The 20,503-nt window shown below is 55.5% G+C and carries 15 protein-coding genes, 1 pseudogene and 1 riboswitch; of the genes and pseudogenes, 7 read left to right on the top strand and 9 right to left on the bottom strand.

Going from position 1 to position 20,503, the window contains the following annotated elements; all coding sequences use genetic code 11:
* The 3 genes from APU11_RS02385 to dmsD all read left to right on the top strand — a co-directional run.
* Nucleotides 1-296 (top strand): 4Fe-4S dicluster domain-containing protein (locus APU11_RS02385; RefSeq protein ID WP_342669313.1); only part of this gene is annotated, 296 nt, incomplete at its 5' end.
* Between the two features lies 1 nt (nucleotide 297).
* The gene (locus tag APU11_RS02380) at nucleotides 298-1,152 is read left to right on the top strand and encodes a dimethyl sulfoxide reductase anchor subunit family protein (protein WP_058651555.1); all 855 of its coding nucleotides are present in this window, start codon (nucleotides 298-300) and stop codon (nucleotides 1,150-1,152) included.
* 42 nt (nucleotides 1,153-1,194) lie between these two features.
* Nucleotides 1,195-1,809 carry a Tat proofreading chaperone DmsD gene (dmsD, locus tag APU11_RS02375; RefSeq protein WP_045295916.1) on the top strand — a complete coding sequence of 205 codons (615 nt, stop codon included), beginning with the start codon at nucleotides 1,195-1,197 and terminating at the stop codon, nucleotides 1,807-1,809.
* Nucleotides 1,810-1,823: 14 nt separating this feature from the next.
* Here the strand turns inward: dmsD and atzF are convergent, their stop codons facing one another.
* The 7 genes from atzF to APU11_RS02340 form a co-directional block, all read right to left on the bottom strand.
* Nucleotides 1,824-3,623, bottom strand: a complete 1,800-nt coding sequence (gene atzF / locus APU11_RS02370; RefSeq protein ID WP_058651554.1) for an allophanate hydrolase — start codon at nucleotides 3,621-3,623, stop codon at nucleotides 1,824-1,826.
* On the bottom strand, nucleotides 3,620-7,222 hold the full coding sequence (gene uca / locus APU11_RS02365) for an urea carboxylase (RefSeq protein ID WP_058651553.1): 3,603 nt from the start codon (nucleotides 7,220-7,222) through the stop codon (nucleotides 3,620-3,622). The genes atzF and uca overlap by 4 nt, the downstream gene beginning before the upstream one ends.
* Nucleotides 7,223-7,373: 151 nt before the next feature.
* A complete protein-coding gene (locus APU11_RS02360; protein WP_013096803.1) occupies nucleotides 7,374-8,006 on the bottom strand; it encodes an urea amidolyase associated protein UAAP2 in 633 nt (210 codons plus the stop codon).
* 10 nt (nucleotides 8,007-8,016) lie between these two features.
* Nucleotides 8,017-8,724 carry an urea amidolyase associated protein UAAP1 gene (locus APU11_RS02355; RefSeq protein WP_045295945.1) on the bottom strand — a complete coding sequence of 236 codons (708 nt, stop codon included), beginning with the start codon at nucleotides 8,722-8,724 and terminating at the stop codon, nucleotides 8,017-8,019.
* Nucleotides 8,725-8,735: 11 nt separating this feature from the next.
* Nucleotides 8,736-9,512 carry an ABC transporter ATP-binding protein gene (locus APU11_RS02350; RefSeq protein ID WP_029882813.1) on the bottom strand — a complete coding sequence of 259 codons (777 nt, stop codon included), beginning with the start codon at nucleotides 9,510-9,512 and terminating at the stop codon, nucleotides 8,736-8,738.
* On the bottom strand, nucleotides 9,509-10,324 hold the full coding sequence (locus tag APU11_RS02345) for an ABC transporter permease subunit (protein ID WP_058651552.1): 816 nt from the start codon (nucleotides 10,322-10,324) through the stop codon (nucleotides 9,509-9,511). Before APU11_RS02345 ends, APU11_RS02350 begins: the two co-directional genes overlap by 4 nt.
* A gap of 17 nt (nucleotides 10,325-10,341) precedes the next feature.
* Nucleotides 10,342-11,400, bottom strand: coding sequence for a putative urea ABC transporter substrate-binding protein (locus APU11_RS02340; RefSeq protein WP_058651551.1), 1,059 nt, complete (start codon nucleotides 11,398-11,400; stop codon nucleotides 10,342-10,344).
* Between the two features lie 57 nt (nucleotides 11,401-11,457).
* A riboswitch (guanidine-I (ykkC/yxkD leader) is annotated at nucleotides 11,458-11,556 on the bottom strand.
* Nucleotides 11,557-11,782: 226 nt separating this feature from the next.
* On the opposite strand from APU11_RS02340, the gene APU11_RS02335 reads away from it, so the two are divergent.
* A complete protein-coding gene (locus tag APU11_RS02335; RefSeq protein WP_058651550.1) occupies nucleotides 11,783-13,741 on the top strand; it encodes an SIR2 family protein in 1,959 nt (652 codons plus the stop codon).
* Nucleotides 13,742-13,824: 83 nt separating this feature from the next.
* On the opposite strand, the gene APU11_RS02330 is transcribed toward APU11_RS02335, so the two are convergent.
* Nucleotides 13,825-15,012 (bottom strand): outer membrane protein transport protein, encoded by a 1,188-nt coding sequence (locus APU11_RS02330; RefSeq protein ID WP_058651549.1) that lies wholly within the window; start codon nucleotides 15,010-15,012, stop codon nucleotides 13,825-13,827.
* 403 nt (nucleotides 15,013-15,415) lie between these two features.
* Between APU11_RS02330 and APU11_RS02325 the strand changes: the two genes are divergently transcribed.
* The 3 genes from APU11_RS02325 to APU11_RS26355 all read left to right on the top strand — a co-directional run bounded on the left by APU11_RS02325 (nucleotide 15,416) and on the right by APU11_RS26355 (nucleotide 18,957).
* Complete coding sequence (locus tag APU11_RS02325) at nucleotides 15,416-16,894, top strand: DUF1254 domain-containing protein (protein ID WP_013096811.1); 1,479 nt, start codon at nucleotides 15,416-15,418, stop codon at nucleotides 16,892-16,894.
* Between the two features lie 10 nt (nucleotides 16,895-16,904).
* Nucleotides 16,905-18,371 carry a DUF1254 domain-containing protein gene (locus APU11_RS02320; RefSeq protein ID WP_038419292.1) on the top strand — a complete coding sequence of 489 codons (1,467 nt, stop codon included), beginning with the start codon at nucleotides 16,905-16,907 and terminating at the stop codon, nucleotides 18,369-18,371.
* Between the two features lie 271 nt (nucleotides 18,372-18,642).
* On the top strand, nucleotides 18,643-18,957 hold the full coding sequence (locus APU11_RS26355) for a hypothetical protein (protein WP_072200347.1): 315 nt from the start codon (nucleotides 18,643-18,645) through the stop codon (nucleotides 18,955-18,957).
* 562 nt (nucleotides 18,958-19,519) lie between these two features.
* On the opposite strand, the pseudogene APU11_RS02310 reads toward APU11_RS26355, so the two are convergent.
* Nucleotides 19,520-20,503: pseudogene (locus APU11_RS02310) on the bottom strand (funZ protein); the annotation flags it as partial.

The following is a 20,503-nucleotide window of genomic DNA, read 5'->3' as shown; positions in this document are numbered from 1 at the left end:
AGGCTCCGTACGGTGCGCCGCAGTACAACGCCGCCAAAGGCCACATGACCAAGTGCGACGGCTGCCATGACCGCGTCGCAGAGGGCAAAAAGCCGATTTGCGTGGAGTCCTGTCCGCTGCGCGCGCTCGACTTCGGCCCGATTGACGAGCTGCGTAAAAAACACGGCCAGCTTGCGGCCGTCGCGCCACTGCCGTCCGCGCACTTCACCAAGCCAAGCATTGTGATTAAACCTAACGCCAACAGCCGCCCGACGGGAGATACCACCGGCTATCTGGCAAACCCGAAGGAGGTGTGAGATGGGAAGTGGATGGCATGAATGGCCGCTGGTGATCTTCACCGTTTTTGGGCAGTGCGTGGCCGGGGCGTTGCTCGTCAGCGGTCTGGCATGGATGAGGGAGAGTGACGAGGCGGTCCGAACCCGCATCGTGCGCAGCATGTTCTTTTTATGGCTGGTCATGGGCGTTGGCTTTATCGCATCGGTGATGCACCTGGGCTCCCCGCTCAGGGCGTTTAACTCCCTGAACCGTGTTGGCGCGTCGGCGCTCAGCAACGAGATCGCGGCAGGCTCGGTCTTCTTTGCCGTCGGTGGCTTCTGGTGGCTGGTGTCGGTTATCGGTAAAATGCCGCCCGCGTTGGGTAAAGTATGGATGGTGGTGAGCCAGATCCTGGGGATTGTGTTTGTCTGGGCCATGACCCGCGTGTATCAGATCGATACGGTTCCGACCTGGTACACCGGCTACACCACGCTGGCCTTTTTCCTGACGATGGTGCTGGGCGGCCCGCTGTCTGCCGCCCTGCTGCTTCGCGCCGCTGGCACCGCCTTCAGAGGCACGTTTGCCGCATCGGTGAGCGTACTGGCGCTGCTGCTGAGCGTGGCGGTGATTGTGCTGCAGAGTAACGAACTGGCGACGCTACACAGCTCCGTACAACAGGCCAGCGCCCTGCTGCCGGACTATGGCGCATGGCAAGTTGGCCGTATCATACTGGTCGCCGCCGGATTAGGCTGCTGGCTGTGCCCGCTCATCCGGCGCCAGGAGCCGAAAACCCTTGCGCTCTTTGCAGGCCTGGTGCTGGTTGTCGTGGGTGAACTGATTGGCCGCGGTCTGTTCTATGGTCTGCACATGACGGTAGGTATGGCGATTGCCGGTTAACACAGGCGCGCGGGTTCACCCGCGCGAGCAAGGAAGGTTGTAATGAAAGATGTCTCACAGCGTGAAGCGTTCGCGTTCAGCGCCCGGGTACTGGGCGCATTGTTTTATTATTCACCCGACAGCGAGCACGTTGCGCCGCTGGTCAACGCCCTGACCGCTGGCGACTGGGTTACGGACTGGCCGCTGCCGCAGGCGGCGCTGCAGCCCATCGCCGACACCTTTACGGTATCTGCCGATGAGCCCGTCACCGACGCCTGGCAACGGCTGTTTATTGGCCCCTATGCGCTGCCCGCACCGCCGTGGGGTTCCGTATGGCTGGATCGTGAATCCGTGCTGTTTGGGGATTCAACCCTCGCACTGCGTCAGTGGATGCGGGAAAACCAGATTGCCTTTGAGATGCAGCAGAACGAACCGGAAGATCATTTTGGTACGTTGCTGCTGCTGGCCGCGTGGCTCACTGAGAACGGACGCGAGACGGAACGCGACCAGCTTCTGGCGTGGCACCTGCTGCCGTGGAGCACCCGTTTTCTCTCCGTGTTTGTTGAAAACGCCGGGCACCCGTTCTATACCGCACTGGGAAAACTCGCGCAGCTGACGCTTGCGGACTGGCAATCTACCTTACTGATCCCGGTCGCAGAAAAACCGCTCTACCGTTAACCGCGCTGGCTTGCTCACGGATGCTGAGCAAGCCAGGCTCGCCAGCCACCGAATCGCGTAATCTCCTGTGCTCCCTCTAATCCTGCCTCCTCGCAGATAAACCCGGTCAGCCAGCGCCCGTCCTGGAGTTCGATTTTTCCCAGGCCCAGCGGTGCAGGGATCCCGGCCAGAAACGATCCCACTTCGCTGTGCGGAAGTGCCCAAACTTCGACGGCTATTGCGGAACCCTGTTCTGTTGCCCGCACCATGCCTGGCCGTTTGCCGTCTGCCAGGGCAAAGAGCCGATAATGCGGGGCGCTGGTGGTGGCTTCTACATACGTCGCCCCGCGCTGGCGCAGTTGATGATTCAGCGCCAGCCCGTCCAGGTGCGCGCCGCACACCACCAGATACATCCGGTCATCGGTTGCGGTCGAAACAGGTGCATCCCCTTGCATCTCGCGCCCGCCGGGCAGGGTTAACATTTGGTGACGTTGTAACGCATCGGCCAGGCTGAGCAGATACTGGTCGGTAAACGCGCGGCCAAATAGCGTTATGCCGGAAGGCAAGCCGTTGGCCATAAACCCTGCCGGGACCGCCACGGCAGCGTAATCAAGCAGGTTCATAAAGTTGGTGTAAAGCCCAAGCTCAGAGTTGCGTTTGACCGGTTCCTCCGCCAGCTCGGCCAGACTCACCGGGCGCGGATAAGTGGGGGTTAACACGCACTCAACCCCCGTAAGTATGGCATCGCACTCGCTTTTATAGGCCTGAAGCTGGTACTGCGCTTCAAACGCCGCTACCGCACTCATGGCAGGCGCTTTTTGCAGCACATTGCGGATCACCGGCAGCACCGCGTCCGGCTGTTGCTCAATCAACGCGCCCGCCACGTGGTAGCGCTCGGCCACCCACGGGCCGTCATAGAGCAGTTTTGCTGCCGCCAGGAACGGCGAAAAGTCGATGGTCACCGGCACGCCGCCAAGGGCGATCAGCCTCTCCTTTGCGGTGTGATACAGCGCCTCGCTCTCTGCGCAGCCGAGAAACTCCAGCGTGTCCGGCACGCCAAAGCGAAAACCGGCTGCCGGTACGCCAAATGCCTGCGCTCCGTTCCAGGACGGGTTAGCACGGCTGTAGTCATCGTGCGCGTCTTTCGTCGCCGTCAGCGCCAGCAGTTGGCTGGCCTCCGCTGCCGTGCTGGTGAAGAACGTTACGCAGTCCAGCGTGCGGCAGGCGGGCACCACACCCGCTGTCGAGATCAGCCCTTTGGTCGCCTTCAGCCCGACCAGATTATTGAGAGAGGCCGGAACGCGCCCGCTCCCGGCGGTATCGGTGCCCAGGGCAAAGCTCGCCAGCCCCAGCGCCACAGCCAGCGACGAGCCCGCGCTTGAGCCACCGGACGGATACTCCGGATGCACACTGTTGCGACACGCACCAAATGGTGAGCGCGTGCCGTTTAAGCCGGTCGCGAACTGGTCTAGATTGGTTTTCCCCAGCGGGACCGCCCCCAGCGCAATCAGCTGCGACACTATCATCGCATCCTGCTCTGCCCGGTACGCAAAGGCCGGACAGGCGGCGGTGGTCTCAATACCCGCCAGATCGATATTGTCTTTAATGGCAAACGGCACGCCATAGAGCGGCAACGATGCCGGATCCACGCCGTCCAGCGCGGCCAGATACGGCTCCAGCTCGTCGGGCATGAGAAGATAAATAAAGGCGTTAAATTCCGGGTTCAGCGCCAGCGCGCGCTCGCGCAGGGCAAGGATAACCGCGCGCGGACGGAGCTGACCGGAACGGTATGCCTGCGCCAGAACATCAAGGCGTAAATCAAAAAGGTGCTTCATGCTGTTTTCTCCAGGACCACCACACACTGACCCGCGCGCACCGATGAACCCGGCTGCACGCGCACCTGGCTGACCACCCCGTCCTGGGTTGCGACCAGCGGGATCTCCATCTTCATGGACTCCAGCACCACCAGCACATCGCCTTCGCGCACGGTGTTGCCGACTTCAACGTTTACCTGCCACAGGTTGCCTGACACCGGGCTGTCAATCCCGGCCTGTCCGGGTGCCAGCGGCGCGTCTTCGCCATCCGTTACCAGCACCTCGCTGCTGTCAAAATGGGCCTGACCGTTGGCGGCCCAGCGCTCACGTTCGGCGTCAAACGCGGCCTGCTGATGCGCGCGGAACGCCTCAATCTCCGACGCCTCGTCGGCCAGGAATTGCTGATACTCCGCCAGCTTCAGCGTGGTGTGTTCGATGCGCAGCGGATAACGCCCCAGCGGGAAATCCCGGCGGATGGTGAGCAACTCTTCGGCAGAGACCGGATAAAAGCGGATCTGGTCGAAGAAGCGCAGCAGCCAGGGTTTGCCGCCAAAATCCTCCACGGCGTGATAGCGATTCCACATCTGTAGCGTGCGTCCGACAAACTGATATCCGCCCGGCCCCTCCATGCCGTAGACGCAAAGGTAGGCCCCGCCAATACCCACCGAGTTTTCCGCCGTCCAGGTGCGTGCCGGGTTGTATTTGGTGGTCACCAGACGATGACGCGGATCGAGCGGTGTCGCGACCGGCGCGCCCAGGTAGACATCTCCCAGCCCCATTACCAGATAGCGAGCATCGAACACCGTTTTATAGACCTCATCGATATTCGCCAGATCGTTGATACGACGGATAAACTCCAGGTTGCTCGGACACCATGGCGCATCCCGGCGCACGGTGGTCATGTATTTATCGATAGCCTTCTGGCACGCGGGATCGTCCCAGGAGAGCGGCAGCCAGACCACGCGCGACGGCACGTCCAGCGACGCCTGCCCGCATACGTCCTGCCACAGCCCGGCCACCGTCTCCAGCAGCGCTTCCAGACTCAGCGTTTCCGGCTGATAGTGAATCTGCAGGGAGCGGATCCCCGGCGTGAGGTCGATAATCCCCGTCATCGCGCGCGTTTCCAGCGCCTGCATCAGCGCGTGGGCGCGAAAACGCAACACCAGATCCAGTTCGGGGTCGCCAATCTCCAGCAGCAGATGTGTATCGCCGGATAACCTCGCCACCAGCCGTTTATCGTCCTCTCCCACCTCCAGCACCACCGGCGAGCTCAGCCCGACAGGTTGCCACGGCATGACCTGCGGCGTGAGGCTGGCGATTTGCGCCGCCTGCCCCTGCACCAGCCGTCGGGCGGTGGAAACGTCCACCGGCATAAAACGCACTTTATCGCCCGCTTTCAGCTGGCCAACCGCGTGTAAATCCGCCTCAATGACGGTGACCGGGCAGACAAATCCCCCCAGGCTTGGACCGTCGGGGCCGAGGATCACCGGCATATCGCCGGTGAAATCCACTGCGCCAATGGCGTACGGGTTATCGTGGATGTTCGACGGGTGCAGCCCCGCTTCGCCGCCGCTGTCGCGTACCCATTCCGGTTTCGGGCCGATCAGACGCACGCCCGTGCGGCTGGAGTTAAAATGTACCTCCCACTCGGTGGCAAAAAAGGTCGCCATATAGCCCGGCGTAAAATACTCCGGCGCACCATGCGGACCGTAAATCACCCGCAGCTCACGCACCCCATCCAGGCTGGTGCGAAGGGCCTGCGGCAGCTCCCCGTCCGCGACAGGTTCGGTCAATGGGGACAGATGCAGCACGTCACCTGTGCGCAGTGCCCGTCCGGCGTGACCGCCAAACTGCCCGAGGGTGAAGGTGCTTTTGCTGCCCAGATAATCCGGTACCTCAAACCCGCCGCGCAGGCAGAGATAGCTGCGCACGCCGTCACCCTGAATATCGCCCATACGCAGCGTGCTTCCCGCCCGGACGCGGAAAACGCGGTTGTTTGCCAGCGGCACGCCGTCCAGCGTCAGCGCAATGGCTGCGCCGGTCACCGCCAGCTGCGCGTCGCAGTTGAATTTCAGCGTCGGGCCGCTGAGGGTGATCTCCAGCGCGGCGGCCCCCTCCTCATTGCCCAGCAGACGGTTGCCGAGACGCAGCGCCAGGCTGTCCATCGGCCCGGAGGGCGGCACCCCGACGGCCCAGTAGCCCGTGCGCCCCGGATAATCCTGCACCGTGGTTTGCGTCCCGGCGCTGAGCACCTCAAGGGTGAAGGCCTGATAGTCCAGCGTCTCTAAACAGCGAGTCCACGGCTCGCCGTGGGCGAACGGCGGGAAGGTTAAAATCTGCTGCAAATAGCTGCGGTTGGTTTCCACGCCGTAGAGACGCGTCTCTCCCAGCGCGGTGTGTAGGACGCGGATCGCCGCCTCGCGCGTGGGCTGCCAGGCGATGATTTTAGCCAGCATCGGGTCAAAAAACGGCGGTACGTCGCAGCCGGACTCCACCCAGCTGTCGATGCGCAATGTGCGACGGTCGTTTTCCGGGAACACCACTTCAGTGAGTAGCCCTGGCGACGGCTGGAACTGACGGCCCGGATCTTCGGCGTAGACCCGCGCCTGAATGGCGTGTCCTTGTGGTTGCAGGCTGGCGCGCAGCTCCGCCAGCGGCGGCAGCGTTCCGGCCGCCAGGTCAATCATCCAGCGAACCAGATCAACATCCCACACCTGCTCGGTGACGCCGTGCTCTACCTGCAGACGGGTGTTCACTTCAAGGAAGTAAAAGCGGGCCGCGTCGCTGTCGTAGACAAACTCCACGGTACCCGCGCTGCGGTAGTTGACCGCCTGGCCGAGTTTTATCGCCGCCTCGCACAGCGCGGCCTCCATGCCGTCCGGCAGGTTAGGCGCGGGCGTCTCTTCCAGCACCTTCTGGTTACGCCGCTGTACCGAGCAGTCGCGCACGCCGAGGGCAATCACCTCGCCTTTGCCGTCACCAAACAGCTGGACTTCCAGGTGACGCGCCCGCTCAATGTATTTTTCGATAAACACGCCCGCGTCGCTAAAGTTATTCTTGCCCAGGCGCACCACGGCATCGAAGGCGTCGCGCAGCTCTTCCGCGTGGTAACAGACGCGCATGCCGATCCCGCCGCCGCCCGCGGTGCTTTTCAGCATTACCGGGTAGCCCACTACCGCCGCAGCGTGAACGGCCTCATCGACGTTAGCCAGCAGCCCGGTGCCTTCGAGCATCGGCACGCCGTGCGCTTTCGCCAGCGCGCGGGCGGTATGTTTCAGGCCAAACAGGCGCAATTGTTCCGGCGTGGGGCCGACAAACGCAATGCCTGCGGCTTCGCAGGCTTCGGCAAATGCGGCGTTTTCCGACAGAAAACCGTAGCCCGGATGAATGGCCTGCGCACCGCTGGCTCTGGCGGCCGCGATGATCTTTTCGCTCACCAGATAGGTGTTCGCCGCCGGGCCTTCGCCCAGGCTCAACGCCTCATCCGCTTCCCGGATATGCAGGCTGCTGAGATCGGCTTCGGAATAGACCGCCACGCCGCGGATGTTCATGGCGCGCAGGGTGCGCAGAATGCGGCAGGCAATCGCCCCGCGGTTTGCAATCAGGAGTGTCGTCAACATAGGTCAGACTCAATCGTGGCGGGTCGTCCCGCCGAAAATCGGCTCACCCATGGTCGTCCATGGGGAAAAAGCGGTTACGGCAGAATGCGTCCGGCGCGGACTGCAAACAAGCGATAAATGGCCTGGCGCAGGCGCTGCCAGCGGGTGGGTGTCAGTTCCATACCAGCACCTCTGCTGGCGTTGGATTCCAGCCGTTGCACGGGTTGTTAAGCTGCGGACAGTTGGAGATCAGCACGATGACGTTGCACTCGGCGCGCAACTCGACATATTTCCCCGGCGCGGAGATACCGTCCTCAAAGGTCAGCCCGCCCTGCGGAGTCACCGGCACGTTCATGAAGAAGTTAATATTGGCGGCAATATCGCGCTTTTGCAGGCGGCCATCGTGCAGGCAGGCGCAGAGAAAGTTATCCCGGCAGCTGTGCATATGACGTTTATCGAGAGCATAACGCACGGTGTTGCTCTCCTGCGCGCAGGCGCCGCCGAGGGTATCGTGACGCCCGCAGGTATCAGCCACGATGGTCAGCAGCGGGTTACCGAGGTTGGAGTAGAGCACGCTGCCGTGGGTGAGATAAGCGTTGTTCTGGCGGCGCAGCGTGCGCTGTGCGTCGTAGCGCTCACGTGGGTTGTCCGCATTGTAAAACAGCGTGTCCACCGCCTGGTTGCCCTCCAGGTCGAGCAGGCGTAGCGTCTGGCCTTTTTTCACTTCAAACAGATACGGTTCCCCCGCCGGGATAACGTGGCGGAAGCTGGCATGCTGGGGATGTTTTTCGCTGGCAACGGTCATACACGGCTCCTTACAGGGCGAAACGTTGAGTGTTAGTGATGGCGCGTTCGTTTTCCGGGCGCGTCAGGAGGGCGTTAATCGCCCCCTCTTCATCCTCCGCCTGCCGCCAGCTCAGCTGTACCGGGCGCGGGGCGTACTCCCGGGAGGGATCCATCGGGTGCGGTAGCGCGGTCATGACAATCAGCGTGTCCATCGGCGCGAACAGCTCAACGTAGCTGCCCGGCTGCGAATGTCCGCTGTGGAAGCGGAACTGGCCGTTGTCCTCCACGGTGACCTTGCTGAAGAAATTGACCACCATCAGCAGATCTTCCAGGTTGAGATCCCACTTGCCCATCTCCACCAGCAGGTTATCCGTACCGTTACGGTAGAAACCGTTGCGCAGCTCCTGATAACGTCCCTGACCGTATTTTTCCGCCACTTCGGCGGCATTCAGCACGCCGCCAAACGGGTCGTGCCAGCCGCAGGTGTCGGCGGTAATACCCGCCAGCACGCGGCCCATGTCGGAGTAAAAGCAGTGTCCGGCGGTCAGGCGCGCGGTGTGCTGGCCTTTCAGCGTGTCGGGCAGGTTCAGCCGCTCGCTTTTCTCGTGCGGGTTGAGCATCAGCAGGCTGACGTTGGCACCGCCTTCCGTATCTGTCATGCGCAGGATCTGTCCGCGCTTCAGGACAAACGAGAGGTGTCCCCCGCCGGGAAGGGTCTCTTCACGTAAAATCGTCATGGTATTCACTGTTACCCCCTTAAGGCATAAACGTTGTCGGGCGTGGTTCCGCTCAGAGCGGAGAGCCGCGTCTCGTTGAGCGGAATGTCGTAGGTAATGCGCGCGCCGTAGGCATTCGGTGCCTGCGGGTCGAGGCGCACTTTGTCGAACACCAGTAGCCGGGTGCCGAGGTTGAAGCCTTCAGACAGATCGTGGGTGACCATAAAGACGGTCATGCGGGTTTCGCCCCACAGCTGCAGCAACAGGGCGTGCATGTCTTTTCTAATCCCCGGATCCAGCGCGCCAAACGGCTCATCGAGCAGCAGCACGCGCGGCTGCATGATGAATGCCTGAGCAATGGCCAGGCGCTGCTGCATGCCGCCGGAGAGCTGGGCGGGATATTTATCCAGCGCGTGCCCGAGGCCGACTTTTTCCAGCATCTCCGCCGACCGTTCACGCACGGCGCGCTTTTTGGCCCCAAACAGCCGCCCGAACAGCGGCGATTGCGGCAGTTCAAGACCGATGGCGACGTTATCCAGCACGCTGAGGTGCGGGAAAACGGAGTAGCGCTGAAACACCACGCCGCGGCTGCTGTCCGGCTCGGCGCGCAGCGGTTTGCCATCGAGGGTGATCACTCCCCGGCTGGGCGCTTCCTGACCAAGCAGCAGACGCAGGAAGGTGGATTTTCCGCAGCCGGACGCCCCCACCATTGAGCAGAACTCGCCCTCTTTCACCTGCAGGTTCAGGCGTTCCAGCACCACATGGTCGCCGTACTCCTGCCAGATATTGTTGATGGTGATAAAGCTCATGCCTTCCCTCCTTCCGCCCAGGAAAAACAGGTTTTATGCAGCTGCCGCAGGGCGAGATCCATCAGCCACGCCAGCAGGGTGATCCACAGGACGTACGGGATAATCACGTCCATCGCCATGTAGCGCCGTACGAGGAAAATGCGGTATCCCAGCCCGGCGGTAGAGGAGATAGCCTCCGCCGAGATAAGAAACAGCCATGCCGACCCGAGCAGCAGGCGCAGCGAGGTCAGCAGCCTGGAGAGCAGCTGCGGAAGCACCACGCGCAGCACCAGCGTCCAGCTACTGGCCCCCAGCGTCTGGGCTTTGATGAGGATCTCCGCTGGGATTTCACAGGCGCGGTGCTCCAGATCGCGCGCCAGCATCGGGGTGATGCCGATGACAATCAGCATCACCTTCGACAGCTCATCCAGCCCGAAAACGATAAACAGCACCGGGAGTATTGCCAGCGGCGGGATCATCGACAGCACCGTCATCAGCGGCGAGAGCGATGCACGCCACAGCGGAAACACGCCCGAGGTAACGCCAATGCACAGGCCGATCAGTGAGGCGATCGCCAGCCCCGCCAGCAGACGCGCGAGGCTCACCAGGGTATCGACCCAGAACAGGTATTCACCGCTACGTTTATCCGGGGTCAACGCCATCCGGGATAGCGCGTCCAGCATTTGTTGCAGGCCGGGCAGCAGCTTGTCCTGCGGGTTGGCCTCCAGCCTGACCGCCGAGCCAAAAAAGTAGGCGGCCAGCAGCAGGACAAAAGGCAGCATCACGAGCATCAGCCGCATGCCGGGAGTGGGATGGCGATTAATTTGTCGCATGGAGACTCCGTCCGTTATCACAGCGTGCCGGCAGCGGCCATTTTCACGAAGCTGTCGTCAAAGCGCAGTTTCACGTTGCTGGCATCGCCCACCGTGACATTGCCCGGGAAGCGCATACCGATAAAATCGGCGCTCTGCGCGCCCTCGCCCAGCAGCCCTTTGTCGAAGGAGAACGACGCCACGCGCTGCATGGTTTTCGCCAGATCCGGCGACGTGACAAACGCCATGTTGTCCTGCGGGCTATAGAACAGATGGGTGGTTTTGAGCTGCGCCTGATACCCGGCGAGATCGGTCCCGGAGGCAGCGGCCATCGCATTCAGCGCGCCGGCATCCTGCGCTTTCATCAGCCCCATCATCTCGTACCAGGCGCCGGTGAGCGCTTTGCCCAACGCCGGGTTGTCTTTCAGGGTCTCGGTGTTGACCACCATCATGTCGATAAGCTCACCCGGTACCTGCGAGGAGCTGAACACTTCGGTGGTGTTTGGCGTGCCTTTGATGACGGAAAGCTGCGGGTTCCACGCCACCGCAGCCTGCACACTGGCGGTCCCGAACGCAGAGACGATATCTGCGTCCGAGGTATTCACCACGGTGACGTCTTTCTCTGCGAGCCCGGCTTTTTCCAGACCGCGCACCAGCAGATAGTGAGACACAGAAAGCTCAGGCAGGTAGACCTTCATCCCTTTCAGATCTTTCAGGGTTTTGCCCTTACCTTTCATCACTACTCCGTCGTTGCCTTCCGAGTAGCTACCGAGGATCAGCGCCGTGGTGTCTACCCCGCCCGCGGCTGGTATGGTCAGCGCATCCATATTGGTCATGGTGCAGCCGTCAAACTGCCCTGCGGTATACTGGTTGATGGATTCGATATAGTCGTTGAGCTGCACAACGTTGATTTTGATGCCGTATTTGCTGGCCCATTTATCGATGATTTTGCTACTGCTGATGGTGCCCCAGGGCATCCACCCGGCGTAGATGGTCCAGCAGACGTTGAACTCTTTTTTCACAGCGGCGAACGTGGGGAGACTGACCAGCATTGCCAGCGACAGTACAAGAGAGCGGAGTAATGGCGTTTTTTTCATGCTTGACCTCTGAGTGGCACAAAATTAGGGGGCAGCGCGACACCGTCTGGTGCTGCTGTCTCCCGGGCTTTTGTCCCGCCGTGTAACCTCTCAGAGGTCGCCAGCTCTTGGACCAGCCATTCACCGTGGTGAACCGGAACCCTAGCCAGCTATTGTTCAAATTGTGGTGTGCTGCCCTTTCACGGTTGATTAAGCAAGGGGTGTGCCAGGATGGTTTTGCTTTGTTTTTTAGTAGGTTGTGGATTGCTGCGGGTTGGGTTTCACTGTTTTGGGGAGCGGGTTTGGGGGGTGTGCACTGCGGTGGGGCGTTTTGGGGCGGCGATTTGAATTGCCGGATAAATTAATGCATTAATAATATTTCTGCGGTGACGAAGGAAAAACGATGGAGATGGACGACTGGTGGTTTGGCTGGAAGGGTTTCACTCCCGAACGCCCCTGTCCTGGCAAAGTTGTGTTGATGGTTGGCGCGGGGATCTCCATTGATTCCCCTTCACGGCTCCCAGGAGGATACGAACTCACGGAAGCCCTGCTTGACCACTTGCTTGACAGCAACGCGGCTGACGAAATTAAAACGGTATTTGGTCAATGTGAGCAGTGGATGGGGCGAAGCCTGCCACGTCTGGAGCATGTTCTTGATAAAGCGTTTGAACCTTCAACCATTGAAGGCGTCGAGCGTAGCGGTGCCGCCCGGGAACTGCTGCGTATCTTTTCCCAACGTCCCCCAAATGCGAATCATCATCTGATTGCCGATTACCTGATCAAGCACCGGGGCTGGTGTATCACCACTAATTTTGATGACTGTATCGAGCAGGCTGGTTGTCATCAGATCCCTGTGCATGTGATTGACCCCGCGACCAAAACCCTGGACATCCTGCACCGGGAATACGGTGAAGACTGGGGTATCATCAAAGTGCACGGCACAATTGAACACGGCTGTACAGGACTTGGTGCAACACTTGCCGACCTGGAGCATGGGCTACCCGAAGCCTTCAAAATACGCCTCGAACAGGTAACAAATCAGGCCGATTTAATGGTTGTCGCAGGCTACAGTGGTACCGACCATTTCGACATTAATCACTGGATCCGCGATCGCTGGAATGGGAAGCGCTCGACGCGATTAGTCTGGATTGACCACCGCCCCAGCGTTGAAGAAGAGTTCTGGCGACTCAAAGAACATGAAAATCGCGAGCCGAGAGTCTACTGGCAATACGCTTTCGGCGGTATGAAGATTCAGCACGGACCCACGTTAGCATTACTGTCATCCCTGCTGGGGACCCCTCGTAAAACGGTTAAAGATACCGAAGAGAATGGCGACTGGTGGCGTACGGCCCTGGCAGATTATTACTCCCCTACCAAGAAAGAAAAGTACCTTACCGGCACTCGTCTGGCCAGCTCTATCGGTCTTGGCCAACTAGCCGAGGAACAGCTCCGTTATTTGAAACGCCAACTGGAAGACGACGATATGTTGGTGCCTTTCGAAGCAGAGATTTACTACTCCCGTGGGTTTATTGCCGGGGCGTTATGGTTACAAAACTATCTAAAATCATCGCACGAAAAAAACAGAAAAGTGAACAGCACCGCCCTGATCCGAGCTGAAGGAAAACCTGTAAAAGCGCTTCTGTTTTATTTTGTGCGGTGGTTAAAAAGCTCACGCAGACTCTCACTTGATGAGCAAATAGACGCGTTTGCCTGTCTGCTTGATATCCACGAGCGGAGGCAACAATGGCGACTCTGGCAAAGTAAACCGTTTCGACGTCTGGGCGAAAAGGGATGTAGCGTATTCCGGCGGTATTTCATGAAGCTTGAGAACAATAAATTGCCGCTGTATCTGCATGGAAGGATGCAAATGCAGTCCATTCGCCTGGGCACGCTGTTTTACGATGAAGAGGCTTTTTCCTTTGGCGATGTCTGGTATTTACTCTACCGCGAGAATAGTCCGCCGAGTTTTTTTACCCCGTACGGCCCTGCAATTCCAGGTTTCTATCTGATTGAACGCAGCACTGCGCGTGAAGAAGACCGCATTGCCGACCTGGTGCTGGCGAATATTAATTACGTCAATACCCTCCTTTCCGCTCTGCGGCGTCGCTGGCCTAAGGGTAGCGAAAGTGTATTTAAGGAAAGACAGCGAAGAGATGGATATGTTGATTCAGGAGACTATGCGGTGACGTATATCGTGCAACTGTTAAACGACAGCTCACAGATGGTTAGTGCTTTGAATGCACCGCATTTACACATCCTGATTGCCAGAGCCTGGATCAGGGCGGACAGTATTTTAGGCGGTATCGAATACTGGAAACAGCAGCGGCTTTATCTCGGCAGTCCGCGTTCGCTAACGACATAAAGAGGCGGTATTACACCTGACCTCTTTTGCTGCAAAGCGGACAGAGGGTGCCCAGCCCCCCATCACTCAAGGATGTTGCAACGTTAAAATTGATAGCTGTAATTGACACTCGCAAACCACAGGTGCGGATCGTCATAGCTTCCTTTTAGGTATTCTGGCGACTGGACGCGGGAAGACTGCATGTGTAAGTACGATAAGGCGAACCCAATATTGCTTTGCGGTGTTATTTGATACTGCGCACCGGTCGCAAAACGCCACTCATCGCCGGTAGGTAATGAAAGCGCAACATCATTTTGTGACTCATAGACCGTACTGTCGAACGCTACCCCGGCATTGATTCGCCACTGTTCTGTTGGACGATATTGCAACCCAAGCGCGGCATGCCAGGAGTCTTTGAGGCGATTTTTATGAGCGGTTTGCTGTCCGGCAACCGTAATCTGTGGACTCCCAAACTGACTCCAGTCCTGCCATCCAAGGTCACCCATTATTGACCACGTTTGGGATATATCATGCACCAGGCTAAACATGATTTGTTGAGGCGCCCTGACCTGCGCAGAAATCGGGAGTTTATATTCCACGTTGGGTAAATTCGGGAAACGGGCTTTCGCATCAATATTAAAATCATAGTCCGCTTTACTGTTCCAGGTGATACCCGCACGCGTTTGATCGGTAAGCGCCATTAATAATCCCAGACGGTAGCTCATTACCCAGTCATGATCTTTCTCTTTTACGTCGGTATCGTCGACATTACGCGTTAGCGAAAGGAATCCATAATTTACATTAACGGATCCCCCCACGGAAACTCGGTCGCTGAGCTTATAAGCCAGGGACGGGCTTAATGTCATTGCAACCATTGAGCTTTTTTTAATAAGGCGATCGCCGGCCCAGTTACCAAAATCAATTCCCAGACCATAATTGCCATATAAACCTACACCGGCATATAGTCTGTCATTGACTTTTTGCGAATAAAAGGCGCTTGCATTGGGGAATAAATTCAACACATTACCGGGACTTTTGCGACCAGACGCATTATCCAGGTCATAGGAAATATCACCATCCATGGCCTGTAAACCCCCGGTAAACATATGATCGGGAAGCCGCGTCATGCCCGCCGGGTTGGTCACGATTGTGGACGCGTCCTGAGCACGTGCAGCCTGGCCCGCACCGGCAAGCGCGACATCTTCGGTTCCAATCTCATAGAAATAGAGTGCGCTGGCCTGCGTTGCGGGTGAAAGAAACGTTATCAAATAAAACAACGCCGTTTTTCTCATATGCTATTTTCCTGTTATCGAATGATAATTTTACTTCCGCGTTCTTTTTTGCCATCACCCTGCTACCGTCAGGCTGTATTACCCTTTTTAACGACGTGGTATATACATTAAATACACAGCAACGTTCCGCACTCTCATTATTTTTCAGGCAGACGCAATCCTGTTGAGCATAGACCAGCCTTCCCGTTCCGCAATGTCGCATAACGTTACCCTGCCTGGAGAAAAAAAGAAAACCCGATCGTTGCGTAAATTTATTATTAAACAACTCTTAAGGTTACATTTTTGAAAAGTTAACTATTCTTAAATGGCATTTGACATGTATCAGTGCCAGACGAGGATGTGCTTAAGCGTTTCAAAGGCATATGCCGCTGGTTTCTTCTGCTCACTCAATCAGGAAACGCTTATGAAGGTTCATGTGATAGCCTCTGCAGTTTTGCTGGCATTGACTTTTTCCCACCACGCTGTTGCTGCCGATGCCCCGCTCTCTCCATTGATGAAACAACTGAATAACGGCAACTGGCTGGCTCAGGACGAGGCACAATCGCTCAGCGATGAACTGTATTATCAGGACGCTATCCAGGCCTACATTCAAACCCTGCCCCTTCTGAACACCATTGGGCTACGCGACGGTTCTGAAGCGGCGTTTGGTAAAGGCTATAACGTTCTCCCTATCTGGAAAGAGCGCATGGATAGCCGGGCGGTGGTTCCAACGCCAAACGGAGATGTCATCTATTCGATGAGTTACCTTGATCTGAAAGAAACGGGCCCATTGGTGATTAAAGCCCCGGCGAACGTCATCGGTATGTTTACCGATTTCTTCCAGAAAACCATTACCGATGTGGGTGCCATCGGCCCGGATCGGGCTCGCGGTGGGCTGTATCTGTTATTACCCCCTGATTATGAGGGCCCTGTGCCGCAGGGTTATTACGCCTTTAAATCATCGACTTACAATGTGTTTCTCTTCTTCAGAACCATTATGGGCAAAGGCGACGGTAAACCTGACCCCATCCCGGCGGTTAAAAATGCCGAAACGACGCGCATTTATCCCCTCTGGGATGTTGAGAAAGACGTGAAGCCGATGCAGTTCCCGGATGCCAGCGGTAAACGCGTCAATATGATGTATCCAACCGATGCCAGTTATTGGCAAAAGCTGAAAGCCTTCGTGGATTATGAGCCGTTAACAGCGATTCCAGAGGAAACACGTAGCGCGTTGTTAAGCATCGGGATTGTTAAAGGAAAGCCATTCGCCCCAACGGCGAAGCAGCAGGAAATGCTCAACAAAGCGGTTACGACTGCGCCGCGAATGATACTGGCTCGCCGACAGGTGGGGCGTGACGATCAGCGTCAGCTCTACTACAAAGACCGCCAGTGGGAGAACTCCTGGGCCGGGGCAACCGCAGAGTGGATGCAGTACGGAACGCTGGATGCCAACCAGCGTGCGGCATTCTTCCAGATCGCCTATTCCAGCGCCGCAGCTATGGTCATGCATACAACCGGTGCCGGCTCAAAATATCCCTATGCGGTAAAAGATAATACCGGCAAGTTCCTTGATGGAAGCAACACCTATAAGTTGCATTTACCACCGAATCCACCCGCTGCGCTGTTCTGGGCGGTCACCGCCTACAATATTACCGACGGTACCATGCCTGAAACGGACCAGTTATTACCTTCTACAAACGGCTACTACAACATCCCGAAAAACAGCGACGGTTCCATTGATCTCTGGTTCGGCCCGAACAAGCCGGATGGCGTAGACGATGCCGCTTTTATCAAAACCGTGCCTAATCGTAATTTCCTTGTGGCGTTGCGTCTCTACGGCACAGAAGACGGTTTTTACGATCAAACCTGGGTACCAGACGATCTGGTTCAGACAAACAAATAAGGACCTTACGATGAGTAAATTAAAAACACTGGCACTTTTTACTGCCCTGGCCCTGAGTGCCAACGTTTTTGCCGAGAGCGCACCACTCACTATTCAGCATCCCACGCGTTTCGATCAGCTTAATCAACCCTCTTTAGACGTGCAGATGCCAGAAGCCTACGTGAAGGCAATAGCGCAGCAGGCTTATATCTGGGGCTGGCCGATGGTCAATCAGTTCAACCGACGCGCGACAATTACGAAGGCGCCCGAGCCCGCATTGAATGGCGGTATGGTGCCGGTTGCACCAATGGGGCAGCTCAGTATGCTGACGGATTACATCAAGCCTGAAGAAACCTTCGTAACCTGTCCGAATCAGGACGTGGCTTACGGTCTGGGCTTCTTTGAGTTGGATAAAGAACCGGTTGTGCTACAGGTGCCAGACTTTGGCGACCGCTTCTGGGTTTACGCCATTTATGATGCACGAACCGATCAAATTGGTAACGTCGGTAAGCCCTATGGCACTAAACCTGGCTTTTATTTGTTAGTCGGACCTGACTGGAAAGGCGAAACGCCGAAAGGCATTAACGGCATCATCCGCTCTTCAACGGAAATGGCAAACGTGATACCGCGTATCCAGATGGATGACACGGCCGAAGACAGAGCGGCGATTCAGGCACCGATCAAAGAGGTCATGACTTATCCGTTAAGTCAGTTTGACGGCAAAATGAAAACCTACGACTATTCGAAATTACCGTCTATCGGTGAAAAAGCCGATCCCAACGCAGGTGAAACGAAGTGGGTTATACCCGAAAAGTTCTTCGATCAGCTTGAGAATGTGTTGAATAAAGTGCCACCGTTACCGGGTGAAGAAGCCATGTATGCCCAATACCGTCACCTTGTCGAAATGGGTAAGAAAAACCCTGAAATCCGCAAGTGGATGGATGAAACAGCAGTCGAGACGGATAAAACGGTTATCGCCGAGTTTTTCAAATGGAAACATAACGGTGTACCGGCGGGTAATGGCTGGAACCGCTCAAAAAATAACGCTGAATTTGGGGTCGATTATTACAACCGGACCGGCACTTCAAAATCGAATATGTTCGATAATAAGCCGAACGAAACGCAATATTTCTACACGGATAATGACGCTGCCGGTGCCCAGCTCTCTGGTGCACATAACTACACCGTCACCTTCCCGAAAGGTCAGCTTCCGCCGGTGAAAGGCTTCTGGTCTTTAACCCTCTATAACAGTAAACACCTTTTCAGCCCTAACGAACTGAATCGCTACTCGCTGGGGACAAAAAATAAAAATCTGAAATTTAATGATGACGGCTCCCTGACGCTGTATGTGAGCAAAACCCGGCCTTCAGAGGATAAACTCAATAACTGGTTACCCGCACCAGACGGTACATTCTCACTGTACATTCGAGCGTACTGGGGCGAACAAGCCATTCTGGATGGCACCTGGCAACCGCCTAAAATAGAAACCACGAATTGATCGCAATGACATCTACAAAGGGGCTCATCGGAGCCCCTTTATCCTTTCTTTAAGCGGCTAATGACCTTTTGCTGTACACAACGAGCTGGCATCTTCAGGCTGCGCAGCGGAGAATTGTGGTTGTTTGTGGCTTAGCTGAGTTTAATGGCAAAGATTCCGGATAACGGTGGTTCGTTTCAGATAGACAGAAACCGTTTTGGCTGGAATGCGTGAATGTTGATCAGTATGATTGCGGGCAGCATCGCCAGTTAAGATTTGCTGAGAGGACAATATGGATGTTACTGAAGAGGCTTTGTTGAGTTCTGGCTTTACGCGATCTGACTTGCAGAAGATTAAGAACAACGTTGAAAGCTATGGTGGAACATTGGGGGAAGCAATTCAGGATCTGGCTAATCGATTCAGGGTTGTTTTATGGATAACATCATCTTGCCTGATGGTTTTTATCCTACTTATGTTGTTTGCTGCGAAAGAAACCGTTGTGGGTGGTGGAATATCAATACTCATCACTATCATCATCGTTGTATTTATTCAGCCGCCAGTCCTGTCTTACAAATCCTGGCATTTCTGGAGAAAACATAAAGTTTAACACTCTGCGTCCTGGACGACCCATCGTATCCATCTTGCTCCTTTTCTACGACCTGTTTTATCTCCTCGACAAATTCGATACGCGTCAGGGCATCATGCAAATAAAATGCTGACAACCGATTTGCTGTTTCGAACAGTTTTCGGGCTTCCAGATTCACCATCGTATCTGACCATTTTCTGTTACAGCCCCTGTTAAGCAGAGCAATATCCATAATGCATCTCTTTCCATAAGTGTCTGATTATTTTACGTGCAGGATGATCAGGGGCAATAGTAAAAGCCTTGTCAGAATCTGATTTTACCCGAGTGAATCTGGTTAGAGGGTGAAGTCGCATGCACTCAATGTCGATTTTATCATGCTTGATGGTTGAGCTTCGCTCCTGACGGAACAGTTATGTCAGGCACTTGTCCGCTTCGTGCCAAGAGCGGAAGTTGGAGTGCCAGAGACTCCGTAAAAGTTGATGGTCCGTTTTGAAGGGATACTTATATAGCATGCCTGCCCCTTATGTATCATTATCAGTGCTATTAGATGAATGGCAAGTGATTTCCACTCGCCATTTAATTTTTATTTTTTTAATACCTTTCCGACATTTAATGATTTTGCCAAACCATAAAATATCTGATATTTCATTCCTGTTTTTATTTTCGGTGAAATATTTGCATAACTTCTTTCTCTAAAGCACCAACGTATAAATCTATTATTATCTTCGGTTGTTTCTATATAACATATTACGTTAAGATCAAACAGAAATTGTAGGAAGTCGTTTGCGGTTGTCATGAATTTTGGCTTTGGAGTGGAAATGGAGCCAATGTGAGTTTCAAGTTGTTTATATGCTAAGAGATATTCAGCATAATCGAAAGTGTCTTTTCCTGAGAGGAATTCAAAGAACTTTAAAAAAATCTCATAATGATCACTTCCATAATAAAATGATAAATGATCTTTTATTTCCCCGAGTAAATAGTTAGAGTAATCTCTTTGCATACTAGGATTTTCAAAATCATCTAGAGTAAATTGATTTTTCCCGCCATCACCGTTGGCGTGTGATTTAATAATCTCGAGCATTCGCAATATATCTCTTGGTCGATAATAGGACCAACGAAGAAAATTAATAAATGATGTGGGGTGGTTATAATCATCCCGAACATTGGGTGAGTCCCAAGGGAAATAATGGTCCCAGGCTTGCCCTTTTTCAAGTGCCATTTTTTGCTGAGTCCCAAGCAGATGATCTAGAACCTCAAATAATTGAGAGTTACGGTGGTTGACATATTCTGTCCGCCAGTCCAGAAATACTGAATTATCTCTTATCTTTGCATTTTGATTTTGTAATCCTATGGATTCAAAAATATCTGGTCTGATCAAAAGAACTGCTTTCATTCTCCCTTTCCCTCCTTTTATACTTGGGAAGAAATCATTATTAATCTCCCAAACGGCGTGAGCTAATCCTTTGATACATTCTAGATAATCATCGTATGGAATTGAGGAAGGTCGGATATCGATACCATCGATAAATAAAATATGGTTTTGAGATAAACGGATTTGGCTAAAGGC

Source organism: Enterobacter sp. 50793107 (assembly GCF_001463365.1).
GTDB lineage: Bacteria > Pseudomonadota > Gammaproteobacteria > Enterobacterales > Enterobacteriaceae > Enterobacter > Enterobacter cloacae.
This window is presented reverse-complemented; position numbering and strand designations above follow the sequence as displayed.